This window comes from Mucilaginibacter rigui (assembly GCF_014773275.1).
Classification (GTDB): domain Bacteria; phylum Bacteroidota; class Bacteroidia; order Sphingobacteriales; family Sphingobacteriaceae; genus Mucilaginibacter; species Mucilaginibacter rigui_A.
This window is the reverse complement of record NZ_JACWMW010000004.1, coordinates 51995-66893: the sequence shown is the minus strand read 5'-3', so window position 1 is coordinate 66893 and position 14899 is coordinate 51995. Positions and strand designations below refer to the sequence as shown.

12 protein-coding genes are annotated in these 14899 nt (G+C 41.8%); 2 read left to right on the top strand and 10 right to left on the bottom strand.

Features of this window, described 5'->3' with window-relative positions; translation table 11 throughout:
- Positions 1–2: 2 nt before the first annotated feature.
- The 7 genes from IDJ75_RS16995 to IDJ75_RS16965 form a co-directional block, all read right to left on the bottom strand.
- Positions 3–500 carry a Sec-independent protein translocase subunit TatA/TatB gene (locus IDJ75_RS16995; RefSeq protein ID WP_191176851.1) on the bottom strand — a complete coding sequence of 166 codons (498 nt, stop codon included), beginning with the start codon at positions 498–500 and terminating at the stop codon, positions 3–5.
- A gap of 53 nt (positions 501–553) precedes the next feature.
- Positions 554–1846 (bottom strand): murein hydrolase activator EnvC family protein, encoded by a 1293-nt coding sequence (locus IDJ75_RS16990; RefSeq protein ID WP_191176850.1) that lies wholly within the window; start codon positions 1844–1846, stop codon positions 554–556.
- Positions 1847–1862: 16 nt separating this feature from the next.
- Entirely contained in the window at positions 1863–2663 is an 801-nt protein-coding gene (locus IDJ75_RS16985; protein WP_191176849.1) for a DUF4292 domain-containing protein, read from the bottom strand.
- The gene (locus IDJ75_RS16980) at positions 2641–4377 is read right to left on the bottom strand and encodes a tetratricopeptide repeat protein (protein WP_191176848.1); all 1737 of its coding nucleotides are present in this window, start codon (positions 4375–4377) and stop codon (positions 2641–2643) included. The genes IDJ75_RS16985 and IDJ75_RS16980 overlap by 23 nt, the downstream gene beginning before the upstream one ends.
- A 17-nt stretch (positions 4378–4394) precedes the next feature.
- Positions 4395–5897 (bottom strand): oligosaccharide flippase family protein, encoded by a 1503-nt coding sequence (locus tag IDJ75_RS16975; protein ID WP_191176847.1) that lies wholly within the window; start codon positions 5895–5897, stop codon positions 4395–4397.
- Positions 5898–5918: 21 nt separating this feature from the next.
- Positions 5919–6197, bottom strand: coding sequence for an acylphosphatase (locus tag IDJ75_RS16970; RefSeq protein ID WP_191176846.1), 279 nt, complete (start codon positions 6195–6197; stop codon positions 5919–5921).
- 115 nt (positions 6198–6312) lie between these two features.
- Positions 6313–7482, bottom strand: coding sequence for an amidohydrolase family protein (locus IDJ75_RS16965; RefSeq protein WP_191176845.1), 1170 nt, complete (start codon positions 7480–7482; stop codon positions 6313–6315).
- A 144-nt stretch (positions 7483–7626) separates the two neighbouring features.
- Here IDJ75_RS16965 and rlmN point away from each other — a divergent pair, with 144 nt between their 5' ends.
- Complete coding sequence (rlmN, locus tag IDJ75_RS16960; protein WP_191176844.1) at positions 7627–8697, top strand: 23S rRNA (adenine(2503)-C(2))-methyltransferase RlmN; 1071 nt, start codon at positions 7627–7629, stop codon at positions 8695–8697.
- 168 nt (positions 8698–8865) lie between these two features.
- A complete protein-coding gene (locus tag IDJ75_RS16955) occupies positions 8866–9564 on the top strand; it encodes a ComF family protein (protein ID WP_191176843.1) in 699 nt (232 codons plus the stop codon).
- A gap of 74 nt (positions 9565–9638) precedes the next feature.
- Here IDJ75_RS16955 and IDJ75_RS16950 read toward each other — a convergent pair whose 3' ends face one another.
- From IDJ75_RS16950 to IDJ75_RS16940, 3 genes are all read right to left on the bottom strand, one after another.
- Positions 9639–12743, bottom strand: a complete 3105-nt coding sequence (locus tag IDJ75_RS16950; protein ID WP_191176842.1) for a PAS domain S-box protein — start codon at positions 12741–12743, stop codon at positions 9639–9641.
- A gap of 32 nt (positions 12744–12775) precedes the next feature.
- The gene (locus IDJ75_RS16945) at positions 12776–14056 is read right to left on the bottom strand and encodes a serine hydroxymethyltransferase (RefSeq protein ID WP_191176841.1); all 1281 of its coding nucleotides are present in this window, start codon (positions 14054–14056) and stop codon (positions 12776–12778) included.
- An 83-nt stretch (positions 14057–14139) separates the two neighbouring features.
- A complete protein-coding gene (locus IDJ75_RS16940) occupies positions 14140–14889 on the bottom strand; it encodes a segregation and condensation protein A (RefSeq protein ID WP_191176840.1) in 750 nt (249 codons plus the stop codon).
- Between the last annotated feature and the right edge of the window lie 10 nt (positions 14890–14899).

The window sequence follows — 14899 nt, the reverse complement described above, 5'->3', positions numbered from 1 at the left end:
TGTTAAATATTTTTGTTTTTATTATATTCTTCTTCAGCAGTTTTTTTAACCGGTTCTTCTTCTGTTTTGGTTAAATTGATAGGGCTGTGTACTTTTTCTGCTTCGGGATGCTCTACTTCCGCATTATGCTCATAAGTAGCATCTTCGGCTGTTTTAGCCACTTCCGGCTCTTCAATAGCATCGGCACCGGCAATATACCCCTTATACGCAGCTATGGTACCTTCTACCGGTTCATAAGTATGCTCAGGCTCGGTAGTGGCTGGTATTTCAGCCGCAACTTCTTCCTTTTTTTCGGGTTTCTTTTCTTCGTAATTGTTTATCTGGTTATTTATTTCTCGTTTAACATCTTCTGATGCATCCTTAAAATCGCGAATACCTTTACCCAACCCGCGCGCAAGCTCAGGCAGCTTATTACCACCAAAAAGCATTAGAGCAGCAAACAGGATCAAAATCATCTCACCGCTACCTATGTTCAAAAATAAAAGCACTGAACTTAACATCTTTTATAAATTAAGGTTACAAATATAAACAATTAGTACTATAAGGTTTAAAATCAATTTGGTGCAAGCCACATTTTAGGATCTACCGAATCCCTGCCCTTATTGATAGAGAATATGATGGTTGCATCGCCCGATAACTGATCAAGCGCTGCAGTACCAATAGTTTGTTTAGTACTTACTTTTTGCCCTTTAGTAACGTTAACCGTTCTTAAATTCTGGTAAGATGTAAAGTACTCCCCATGTATAATGATCACCAAATAACTGCCGCCTAAATCAACAATGGTTTTCACCGTTCCGTCAAATACGGCCCTAACCGGTGCCCCATTATTGGTCCTTATCTCGTACCCGGTGTTATCAATGCTTATACCATCTTCTTTATAGCTACCAAACCCATGAATTAACTGGCCTGTTGCTACCGGCCATGGCAAACGCCCCCTGTTGCCTAAAAAGTCGTTAGACAGTTTAGCCGCTTCAGGTGTCGAGTTCAAGATCTCACTTGTTGTTGAGTTTTTGGTTATCGCTTTTTTGGTTGGGGCTACTACCTCACGGTTTTCGGCTTTCGCTTTCGCGGCGGCTATGCGGGCCCTTTCCCTCTCTTCTGCTTCGGCCTTGCGCCTTAACTCTTCAATTTCGCGCCTTATCGTATTCTGTATCTCGCGGTTAGCCGCAGCTATCCTTTTACGTACGTCTTTTTGCTGCTGCTTTAGCTCTCCCTGATGTTTAGACAGGTCGGTAATTACTTTTACCTGGTTATTTTTAGCTTTTCCTAACTCTTCTTTCTCTTTTTCCTGGCTTTGCAGCAGGTCGCTTTTTTCTTTTTTGTTCTTATCCAGCTCAACTATCTTAACATGCAGATCTTTTTGTGTGCCCTGTATATAACCGGCCTGCCGCTCGCGATAAGTACCAAACTGCTGTAAATACTTTAAACGCCTGTATGCCTGGTTAAAGTCTTTTGATGCAAAAATAAACATCAGTTTATTGTAGGCACTTTGGTTACGATAAGCAAAAAGAACCATGCCTGCGTATTCTTTTTTAAGCTGGTCTAACTGGCTTTGTAAACTACGTACGGTATTATTGCTCTCAGAGATTTGATTATCTAAGTTTCTTACCTCTGAATTGATATTGGTTATCTTTTCTTCGCGCAGGTTTATTTGTGCTTTAAGTATGTTAAGCTGTTTTAATGATACTTTTTTATTGCTTGCCGTTTCCTGGTACTCGCGGTTAAGTTGCTCTAACTCATCGGTTAATTTATCGCGCCTGCGTTTAAGCTCGGCACTGCTTTGTGCAAAAACACCGGTAGCTGCAAATACGCAAACAAGAAATAATGCGGCTCTAAAAAATTTCATTCACCAAAAATATAATTTAATTAGCAGGTTCGTAACTTTTTGGGATACTAAAAGGATAATCGAGTTGCTTATCAAACTCGGCCTGTGTATAACGCAGGTTTAACCTGATCTTTTTATCGCCCGCTGTTGATGAAATATCTATCTGCGAAGGGATAACCCGGTTATCGGCCTGTATAAAAACATTATTGGCCACCTGTAAGGATTTACCACCAAACTGGTTTGACAGGTTGGTTTGCGTAACTTTCATATCAGGGCCTAACAAAAGCTTGTATACCAGATCCTGCAAAGTGCCGCTTAGTACAGTATTATTACCCTCGGCATCAAAATCAGGCTTGCTGTTCAGCACCTCGGGGATGGCATTGCCAACCAGTAATGCTTGCAGTGTTTTAAAGGTAATTTGCCTGCTGGCATAGGTGTACACATAGCTAAACGGTTTCTTAAGATAAACACTTTGCAACCGGTTCACGACAATAATACTATCGGGCGTGATTTGCGCACGGGCTACTTCTATACCAATAATAGCGGTTACCGAGATCCAGATCTTTTGGTCGCGCGCTACGCGGATGTTTAGCGTAACATCATTACTGTTGCCGTTTATATCCAATTTGGTTTTTGCCTTGCCCGAGAAGGTATTAAACGAAACCTGCTGCGACTGGATAGCAGCCAGCCTTGCATGAATACTATTCTCTTTATTAATTGCGGCAGAATCTACTGCGGTGGTAGGGCGGTTTACAACAACCAGCTTTTTCGATTTACAGGCAACCAGTGCCAGGATGCAAAAAACAACGGCTATTTTATTCAGAATATTTCTTTTCATTTATCTTTCGTTCTAAAACCGGCGACTTACCACCCTGCGTTTTTGCTTTTGTCCAGTTTTGCAGGGCGCCGTCGGTATCTCCTAAAAAAAACAGGATGTCGCCATAATGTTCTGTTTTTGTGGCGCTGGCTCCTTTATCATGTAGGAGTGATTTTTCTATCCAAAGTTTAGCTTCGGTATATTTTTTCTGCTTAAACAGGATCCAGGCATACGTATCTTCAAACGATGCTGTGTTGGGCTGCAGGTCGGTGCTATGCTTTGACATTTGCGCCGCGTTTTCTAAGCGTTCATTCCTTAACGACAAATAGTAGGCGTAATTGTTCAGTGTAAACGCATTATCAGGGTTTATGGCGATGGCTTTTTCATAGGCGCTATCCGAGCTTTTATTATCGCCAAGTGAGTGGTAACAATCGCCCAGGGCCGAAAAACTTTGCGAAAGCAGGTCTTTGTCCTGCGTTTCTAAAACTGTGGCTGTGCGTAAATAGGATATGGCTTTGTTATAATCGCGTTTTTGCTGCCAGGCCACACCTACCATATAATTCATCCATGCCTGATTAGGAAAAAACGAGAGTGAGCTTTCACCATCTTTAATGGCTGCGTCCAGGTCGTTTTCGCCAAGATCTATCCTCACCAGTTGCTCCTGCACGCTGTAGGCCTGGTTATCTAAACTAATGGCTTTTTTATAGGCTGTTTTGGCATCACTTATTTTTTCGCTTTGCAGCAGCATATCGCCGTATATGGCAAATGCTTTACTTTCGGCAGGATGTGCAACGGTGAGGATGCGGCTCAGTTCAAGCGCGCTGGCCTTTGCATTTGCATCGGGGAATTTAGGAACATAGCCCAAAATTATCCTGATCTTTTGATCGATGTCCAGGTCGGGAATAGCAAAAGCTGCTATCAATTCGTCATAGCTTGCCTCAATGTTGTTTTTTTCGCGGTAGATATCTGAAAGCGCCAGATGTATCAACCCGTTTTTCGAATCGATCGCTTTTGCTTTTTGCAATACCGCGAGTGCTTTATCATTTAAATTATTGGTGTTGTATATCTCGGCTTGCATCAGGTAATATTTTACCTGTAATGGGTTAACCAATATTAATTCATCAAGCGCGGCAATGGCCTTTTTAATATTACCCTGCCTGATATAATTTTTTTGGCGATTAAGCAGCAGGTCTTCGCTTGGGCCGGCAAGTTCTTCTACTTTATCATACATGGCCAATGCCTCGTCGTACCTTTTTTGGATGAACAGGGCGTTGGCCTTATCGTAATAGTAGTCGGGCTTACTTGGGTCAAGGCGAATAAGTTCGTTAAAAACATTCTCCAGCTTATCCAGGTCGTTGCTTTTTTCATAGCTACCGGCAAGGGCTATCCAGTACCATTCATTATTAGGGTTTACAGTAACTGCCCGCTCCAGCAGGTTTTGCATAACCGGGTAGTTATTCTGCGCTTTCTCCAGGTTAGCCAACTCAAACATAGTGGCATCATTTGTGGGGTCTATCTGCAAAATGCGGTTAAAAAGCTCGGCAGCCAGTTTGGTGTTCTCCACCGTTTTTTCGCGCAGGGCCGAAAAGAAGAGTTGTTTTACCATACCGCTATCGGCGGCTGTCATTGGTTTTGCGGCACTTACTATGGCACTATTAGCCTTCCCCGGCTTGTTTTGCGCCAGGCAGGTAAATGATACCCCTGTAAGTAATATAATGGCTGCGGCTAATTTCATTTATCTGCCCAATGCTTTTATCTGTTAAAGATAGCTTTTAGTTCTTTACGTTCGGTGTACAACGCGCCCAATCCAAACAGTATTAACAAGCCATTGCCAATAAATATATTGCGCTTAAAAACTGTGAACGATATATAAACGAGTGCAGCTGATAATATAATATAGGTCAGGTTCTTTTTAATATCATACGGGATAGGATAATTTTTTTGCCCCCAGATGTACGACATGATCATCATGCTGGCATAAGCAGCTAATGAGATCCAAGCCGAAGCTATGTAGCCATAGTAAGGGATAAAAATAATGTTAAGCACGATTGTAAGCAAAGCACCTATGCCAGATATGTATAATCCATATTTGGTCTGATCGGTAAGTTTATACCAAACAGATAAGTTCATATAAATACCCAGGCTTACATAACCAAACAATAATACAGGGACCACTTGTATACCTGACCAATATAAATTAGTTTGCTCTGCATCCTTACCCTTTATAAAATATTTCAGCAGTTGGATATTTGCTACCAGTGCCACGAAGATCAGGCATACGGCAATTACAAAGTATGTCATGATACGTGCGTAGGTTTGCGTTGCATTTTTATTTTTGGCATGGCTAAAAAAGAAAGGTTCGGCTCCAAGCCTAAATGCATTTACAAAAATGCTAAGGAAGATAGATATTTTAGCGCAGGCAGTATAAATACCAACTTGTGTAGCGCTTACATCTTCGGGTAATAATTTACCTAATAAAATTTTATCAAGATTTTCATTTACCAGGTATGAGAAGTTGGCTATCAAAACCGGCCAGCTATATATCAGCATTTCGGCAAAAAGCGCGCGGTTAAATTTTGGCCTCAGCTGTAACAACTCGGGCATCAGCATTAAAAAGGTAGCAATACTGGCAATTAAATTTGACAGAAAAACGTAACCCAGCCAACCCTTTATGAACCATGGGGTAATAAGATTAACACCCGGTAAATTATGCTTTATAATAAAAGGGACAGCGTATATAAAAAACAGGTTTAACCCAACAAATATTACTACGTTAGCCAGTTTTATAAGACCATAACGCCCCGGCCGGCCATCGGCACGTACCTTCGCAAAAGGTATCACGCACAGGGCATCAAAAATTAAAATGCCAATAAAATATTTGGTGTATAATATGTACTGATCTACTGGCGTAGTATTATCAACGCGGATCCAATTGGTTATGCTGCCAGCAAAAGGGAAGGTAAGCAGGAAAAACACTACCGCTATACTTAATATTGCTCCGAATGTATTATTGTAAACCGCCTGTTTGTTATCAGCATGTTTATTCAAATATCTGAAATATGTAGTTTCCATACCAAATGCAAGCAGGGCGTTCAGCATTGAAGCATAGCTAAACATATTACCAAAAATACCGTAGGTTTTTGTGGCGTATGTACGCGTATATATCGGGGTTAGGAAAAAACCAAGCACCCTACCGGCTATGGTACTTATACCATATAATGCGGTTTGTCCGGCAAATTTTTTAGCAGTTGACAATCAGAGAGAGGATAAAATGGTTTATAAACTCTTTTTTACTATCTCAAAATTACGATAGTTTTTCAATTCGCCTTCACGGGTTTCAACACCGGTTACAACAGCATGTTCGGCGCCTTCGTGGCAATAATCCAAAAACATTTCCATCATTAAATCGTCAGCTTCGGCCTCAATAAATACATCGCCGTTGGGCTGGTTTGCTACAATACCTTTTACGCCAAGCTGGTCGGCAACGGCTTTTGCACCGGCCCTGAAATATACGCCCTGTACTTTGCCCTTTACCGTAATATCAAGATGTTTCATTTAACTGGAAAGTGGTTGATTATGTTTACCGGTGAATGCATTATAAAAACGCACACACCTTATATTTATTGGATACAAAAATAAGGTAATGCAACGCAATCAACCTAATCAATTATTAAACCAGCCTTTTAACCTTTGTATCGGGGGTTAGTTTAAAGCCGTCCATACCGGTAATAAGGTTAAGTCCGGGCGTTTTACCAGCCTCAATAGTTCCTTTTTCATCATCAATACCTAAAAATTGCGCACCGTTAATGGTACCCCATTTTAGCAAGGTATCAATACCGATAGACGGGAAGTGCTGCTGTATAGTGCGCATTTCGCTTAAAATGCACAGTTTACTGTTAGATGCAAGGCTATCGGTACCCAGGGTAATATTGAATCCCTGGTTTATAAAAAGCTCTATTTTGGGTAAACGCTTTTCAATATAGATGTTGGCATTAGGGCAAAAGCACCAGTTTACCTTACGATCAAACCGTTTGATAAAATAAATATCCTTTAAGTTGGTACAAGTATTATGTACCAGCAATACCTTTTGCCGATTGGTTAACAACGGGATAATTGATTGCAGGGAATTACGTGCCTGCGGCCTGAAGTAACCAATATCAACCCCTAAATGCTTATAAAGGTCAATAAACCCGCCTAATTTATAGCGGTAAAATTTATTCTCGTCTTCGCACTCCTGGTTATGGATACTTAGCAGGTTAGTACCGGTTTCGCTATGCTGTTTGATCAGCTTAAATAATTCTTTCGATACCGAATAGGGCGCGTGCGCGGTTATTGATGTTGATTGCGGTTTAAACTCTTCGGCCGTAGCAAGGGCTTTATTAAAAAGTTCCTCGGCGTTTGCAGGCAAAAACCCCAATATTTCAATAAAAGTATGATAATATAACTTGCTTTTTGCTTTGATGGGTGCCGTGATACTGTTATTAGAAATATCGCCAACGGCAACTATCCCATTATCAAACATCTGCTGATCGGCTGCTTGTGCTGCCTCCAATATTTCGCCCGGCCCGGCGCTTCTGAAAGAGAGGATGTCTTTTATAAAATTGATCAGCCCACCACCGGCACTTATTTTATCTTTTATGTGCGAAAGCTCAGTATGGCAGTGTGTATTTATAAAGCCCGGCACAATTATACCGCTTACTGTTTCGATAGGTGTTTGTGTTGGGGGTGAATTGTCGTCAGTAACTGATACGATCTTTCCAAAATCATCTACAGTAACAATTCCATTCTTTACAGGATCGGCACAAACAGGGAAAACGTAATCGGCTTTAAAACTTTTCATTAAATATAACTTAGCATCAGCAATGTTTTTTTTAAATCCAATAATCTATATCATTACAATTAACTTTTAGTTATTGTTTTTAATGTTAGAAAAGAATGACTTTAAAAAAAGAACAGAATTTTTAAAATTAAGTACTTTTGTATTGTGAACAACAAAAAAGATAAAATTGATATCCGCAGCCTAAGCCCCGAAGCAATAAAGCAGCATTTCATCGATATGGATGAAAAAGGCTTTAGGGCTAAGCAGGTTTACGAATGGCTTTGGGAAAAATCATGCATCTCGTTTGATGAAATGAGCAATATTTCAAAAGAACTTCGTACTAAACTTGATGAAAAATTTGTAATCAACAACGTTAAAATAAATACTTCACAGATTAGTGCTGATAAAACTATAAAAAATTCTTTTATATTACATGATAGTCACTTAATTGAGGGTGTTTTAATTCCAACAACCGACAGAATGACGGCCTGTGTATCGTCTCAAGTGGGTTGCAGCCTTACTTGTAAGTTTTGCGCTACGGGATACATGGACCGCAAACGCAACCTAAACCCCGATGAAATTTACGACCAGGTGGTGCTTATAGACAAACAGGCACGTGAAAATTACGGCATCCCGCTATCAAATATTGTGTACATGGGTATGGGCGAACCTTTGCTAAATTACGCCAACGTAATGAAATCGATAGAGCGCATCACGGCAGAGGATGGACTTAACATGTCGCCCAAACGCATTACAGTATCAACAGCAGGTATTGCCAAAATGATACGTAAACTGGGCGATGACCAGGTAAAATTTAACCTGGCACTTTCCCTGCACGCCGCTAACGACGAAAAACGCAACACAATAATGCCTATAAATGAGCAAAACTCATTAAAGGCTTTAGCCGATGCTTTAAAATACTACTACGCCAAAACCAAAAATGCTGTAACCTACGAGTACATTATTTTTGACGGTGTAAACGACAATATACAGGACGCTATGGAACTGGCAAAATTTTGCAAGCACCTGCCCTGCAAGGTTAATATTATTGAATACAACCCAATATCAATGGCCAGCTTTATCAATGCCGGTGAAGATAAGGTAGAGGCTTTTGCCGATCACTTGCGCAGCCATGGTATAAACACCAACCTGCGCCGTAGCCGCGGTAAAGATATTGATGCCGCTTGCGGACAGTTAGCTATAAACGAGAAAGAAAAAGAAGGCATTCAGGAGTAGAAGCCATATTGAACATATTGGTGAGTTGGCTCACCCCAGCCCCCCCTCTTTGCGCTGCATAGAGGGATTTCTTTTTTAATTTCCTCACCTTCTCTTTGCGCAAAAAAGTTGACCAGTAAGGGAAAGTAAGTTAGTGGACTATTCATAATTTCTCTTTACCTTAAACTCATGCAAGCCCTCCGTACTTACCTGGCCGATTTTGTTTCGCTGATATTCCCGCAGCTTTGCCCGGCTTGCCGCGCCAGCCTGATGGCTAATGAGGATATTTTGTGTACCGATTGCCTGTATAACCTGCCATTTACCAATTTTCATCAACAGCCCGATAATATTGTTGCCCGCCAGTTTTGGGGTAAATTAAATATTGAAGGTGCTTATGCCTTATATTATTTTAACAAGGGCGGTAAGGTACAGAATATGGTACATGAGTTTAAGTACAATGGCATGCAGCTTATTGGAAATTTGCTGGGTAATATGGCAGGGAAACAACTCATACAAAACCCGGTGTTTACAACAGTTGATTACATTATCCCGGTACCTCTTCATCAAAAACGTTTAAAAAAACGGGGGTATAACCAAAGCGCCTGCTTTGCCGAAGGCCTGGCAACTTCGCTAAGCGGTATTGTTGAATTAAACAACCTGATACGTACCGTAGCTACCAAAACACAAACGCATAAATCGCGCTTTGCCAGGTTTCAAAACATGCAGGAGGTATTTGCTGTTGCCCGCCCAGAAGTTTTAGAGAATAAGCATGTTCTATTGGTTGATGATATCATCACTACCGGATCGACGCTTGAAGCCTGCGGGATAGAATTGCTTAAAGTACCCGGGCTAAAATTGAGTATTGCCACGATTGCATACGCAGAGTAACATTTAGTGATTAGAGGTTAGGTTTTTTCTAAAAAATCACAACTAATCTCTGATCTCAAACCGCTAACCTCTACCTACTGCTTCTGATAGCGGCTCAGTTTTTCGAAAAGGGTTGTAGGGTCAAATGGTTTCAGGATGTAATCATTCATGCCGGCATCCTCTATCTGGCCCATTTGGTTGCTCAACATAGACGCAGTTAAGGCAATAATAGGTAGTTTTTGGAAATAAGTATTGGTTTTTGAACGGATTATACCGGCGGCTTCAAGCCCGCCCATAACAGGCATATGGATATCCATCAATACAACATCAAAGTTTTGGTGCGCTTCAAGCTTATTAATGGCTTCCTGTCCATTCTCGGCAAAATCAGCAGTGGCGCCCCATTTTTTTAGCACCTTATTAATAAGGAGCCTGTTTATTTGGTTATCATCAACTACCAACACATTAATATTTAATCCTGTATCCACTTTGTTATTATTATTAATTGCATGGCCAACCACCTTATTAAAGGTAATTGTGAACCAAAATGTTGAACCTTCGCCGAGCACACTGTCAACATTTATACGCGAGTCGTGCAGCTCTATTAAACGTTTGCTAATGGCCAAACCTAAACCTGTGCCGCCGTAATTACGGGTAGTATCGGCCTCTGCCTGCTTAAACGATTCAAATATGGTGTTTAATTTGTTCTCGGCAATGCCAATACCGGTGTCTGATACACCAAAACGTATACGTACCGTATCATCATTTTGTTCAATTACCTTTAAATCGATGTTTACACCGCCCTGGCTGGTAAATTTAACAGAATTACTTACCAAATTCAATAAAATTTGAACAAGCCTTGCCCTGTCCCCAATAACAAGGGCCGGAATATCTGTATCAACACCATGGGTAAGATAGATATTTTTCTCTTGTGCCTTATATTTCATCGAGCCTATAATGCTCTGTATCATCTCTCGGATATCTATCCGGGCTTTTTCCAGTTCGATGTTTCCTGTTTCAATTTTCGTAAAATCCAGTACATCGTTTATCAGGGTCATTAAATTTTCGGCCGAGAATTTAAGTATACTCAGGTTTTCTTTTTGCGATTCTAACGGATTGCCGTCAAGCAACAGGTGCGACATGCCAATAACTGCATTTAACGGCGTACGCATCTCGTGGCTCATCACGCTGATAAACATATCTTTGGCGCGGCTTAACTGCAATGCTTCTTCTTTGGCTGCTATAAGTTCAAGCTCGGCTTTCTTCTTAGCAGTGATATCAATAATGGTTTCAATGTATTTATCAACCTTGCCGCTATCGCCTATAATTACCGAGTTGATCACCGAGATCCATAGCGGCTGCCCATCCTTGCGGTATATGAGCAGGTCAACCTCAAACGATTGCTTTTTCTCTGATAACTCACGCGCTTTTTGTATAATAGCTACGTCAGTAAGTTCGCCCTTCAACGAATCACCCAGGTGCCTGTCTTTTACATCATTTAAAGCGTAGCCGGTTATTTGTTCAAATGCGTTATTTACCCATTCAACCTTACCATCGCTATTATTTATTACAACACCGCTGGTTGTTTTACTGGCTACAAGGGATAGCATAGTCAGTTCTTCTTCCGCTTTTTTACGCCCGGTAATATCAACCATTACACCTATCTGGCGCTCAACGTTACCTACTCCGTTAAACAGTGGGCTGTTTGATATAAATACCCATGCGGTAGAACCATCTTTCTTATATATCTTTATCTCAACCTCGTAAGGTTTGTTTTCCTTAACAGCCCGTACCGCGCTTTCAAAAACGGCCATGTCTGTTTCTTCGCCAATTAGTTTATTGCCTACAGTTTGGCCTTTTAGCTCCTCAAAAGAATAGCCAATGATGTGCTCCATGGATTCATTCATCCAAATAATGCTACCCTTACTGTCGCGTATCATGATACCGCTTGGCGATTTACGGGCGGCAAATGATAGTATCTCTACATCCTGCTCGGCCTGCCTGCGCTTGGTAATATCAATAATAATGCGGATGGATTTTTCTATAGCGCCCTCGGCAGTGTAAATAATAGAGTTGGTTACCGAAATCCACAAAGGCTGGCCGTTTTTACTTATCATTGAAAGCTCAACCTCGTACGATTGATTGTTTTTACGTGCGTCTATCAATACCTGCTCAGCCTCGGCATCTTTGGGTTTCCCCTTTAAAACCTCTCCCAAAAATTTGCCTGCCACATCCTCCAGTGTATAACCGGTGATGTTTACAAATGCATCATTTATCCACACTACCTCATCATTGGCATTGCTGATAACAACTCCGTTTTTTATTTTGCTGGCTACCAGCGATAGCTGCTTGGTTTCGTTTATCAGTTTTTGTTGAAAGGTGGTATCGCGGCCGCTGGCATACCACTTGCCTGCACGGTTAATGGCAGTCCAACTGATGTGCTTTACCTCGCCTGTGCGGGTTACCGTTTCTGTCTCTATCTCAAAGGGCTTTTGCGACTTTATGGCCACTTCAATAAGCGGCACAAATTGTTCGCGGTTGCGGCCGGCAACAAAATCCCACAACGATTTACCTATAGCCTGCTCCGGCGTATACCCCAAAATAGGTTCAACAGCATTATTAATGGTTTCTATGTTTGAGTCGGCGCCTGCTATAAAGTGGATTTCGGAAGAGCTGTTGAAGAGGTTAGAAAACTCTTTATGAATATCCAGGCTTTTCTCCAGTTCCTTTTTTTGCTTACGCAGCGTAAGGTGCGACATCACCTCATCCGCTAGTGTACGCAATGCGTCGCGCTGCTCATTGGTAAGCTTACGTGGCATCATGTCAATTACGCAAAGCGATCCCAGGCGGTATCCTTCAGGATCTATCAATGGCGCACCGGCATAAAACCGTACGCCATCTGCAGTATCAACAAAAGGGTTGCTTTTTAGCTGTTCGTTCAACAAAGCGTCAGGCACCTCAAAAACCTGATCGCCTTGTATGGTATAATTACAAAACGCCTCGTTACGGGGCGTTTCGGTAATATCAAGCCCTACTTTTGATTTAACCCATTGCTTATCATTATCAATTAAGGTTATCAAAGCAATAGGTGCCTGGCATATATAGGATGCCAGGCGGGTTATGGCATCGTACTCTTTCTCGGGCAACGTATCAAGCACGTCATATGAATTCAGTGCCTGGAGGCGCCTATTTTCAACATCCAAAGAGTTTTCCTGCCTTCGCCCCATCTATTATATTAATCTTTATCCCTATACAACGGGAAATCTTCCATCAATTTATGAACCTTTTTACGGATTTTCTTGATAGAAGTTTCATTTTCCGGATCTATTAATACAGCATCTATCAGATCAACAATGGTTTCCATGTGTTTCTCTTTTAAACCGCGTGTTGTAATAGCCGCCGTACCAACACGTATGCCCGATGTTACAAATGGCGATTTATCATCATAAGGAACCATGTTTTTGTTTACGGTAATATCTGCACTAACCAGTACGTTCTCGGCAGCTTTCCCGGTTATATTTTTGTTACGCAGGTCAATAAGCATCAAATGGTTATCCGTACCGCCCGATATAATGTCATACCCCCTGGCAACAAACGCTTTTGCCATTGCGGCCGCGTTTAATTTTACCTGGGCAATATATTTCATGTAGCCATCGGTCAAGGCTTCGCCAAATGCAACTGCTTTTGCTGCAATGATATGCTCTAACGGCCCACCCTGTGTACCCGGGAACACGGCCATATCTAACAGGGCTGACATCATTTTAATCTCGCCTTTTGGTGTTTTTAAACCCCATGGGTTTGCAAAATCTTTACCTAAAAGGATAAGGCCGCCACGCGGGCCGCGTAATGTTTTATGTGTAGTAGTAGTAACAATGTGGCAATGCGGAAGCGGGTCGGTCAATAAACCACGGGCAATTAAACCTGCCGGGTGGCTTATATCTGCCAATACCAAAGCGCCAACTTTATCGGCCACTTTACGGATAAAAGCGTAATCCCAATCGCGCGAGTAAGCCGAAGCACCGCAGATGATAAGTTTTGGTTTTTCGGCCAGGGCAACTTTTTCAAGCTGTTTATAGTCGATAAGACCGGTTTCTTTTACAACACCGTAAAAATGCGGCTCGTAAAGTTTACCAGAAAAGTTAACAGGCGAGCCATGCGTTAAGTGCCCACCATGAGAAAGATCAAACCCTAATATTTTATCGCCGGGGTTTAATACGGCAAGCATAACCGCCGCATTTGCCTGCGCACCGCTATGTGGCTGCACGTTTGCCCACTCGGCATTAAACAGTTGTTTGGCACGCTCAATAGCAATGGTCTCAATTTCATCAACAACCTCGCAGCCGCCATAATAGCGCTTGCCCGGTAAGCCTTCGGCGTATTTATTGGTTGCAACAGAGCCTGCTGCTTCCATTACCTGCTTGCTTACAAAGTTTTCTGATGCAATAAGCTCAATTCCTTCTTCCTGGCGTTGCTGCTCTTCGTCTAACAGCTTGAATATTAATTTGTCTCTTTTCATTGTTGTGTGTAAAACGGTGCTAAGTTAGTTATTAGAAGCTAAAAGCTGAAAGTCCAAAGCAAAAAGCTTTTGGCTTTAGTCTTTTAGCTTTGGGCCTTCGGCGCTATCCAAAAATTATTGTATCCCAATCCTATAGTTATATCTATCATTTCCTGCTGCAACATCTCCAGCACGGCTAAAAAATTATATACAAAGTGCACTTTGTTCTCGCTGTTGCCGGCTATATTCTTAAAATCCATTTTTTTGTTGATGCGCAGCAGGTTGTTTATGGCTTCCTTTTGTTTTTCTATAGTGTATGGGTATTGCACTACCGTATGGTGCACCTCTTCGGTGCGGGTCATGTACTGGCGCATCATGCGGTTATATACCATCATCAGCTTGTACAGGTTTAGCTCAGATAGCTCCTCGCCGGGCACGGTCACTTTTTCCACCTGCTCCAGGTCGGCCTTAATGTTGCCTCGTTTCTCCTGTTTAAAGCGTTCGTCCTCATAAGGCCGCAGTTCGTCGCAAAGCACTTTAAACTTCTTGTACTCGATGAGTTTACGAATCAGGCCCTCTTTGGTATCCATCTCGTTCTCCTCCTCGCCGGTATTGTGGCGGGGCAGCAGCATTTTGGCCTTAATGCGCATCAGCGTGGCTGCAACAAAAATAAACTCGCTGGCCAGTTCCATGTTAAGCACCTTCATCTGGTGAATATAATGCAGGAAATCGTCGGTTATTTTGGCAATAGGGATATCATGGATATCCAGTTCATCCCGCTCGATAAAAAACAGCAAAAGATCGAAGGGGCCTTCAAACTGCGATAACTTTATGGAGAACCCATCTTCGGTCATGTGTCAAAAA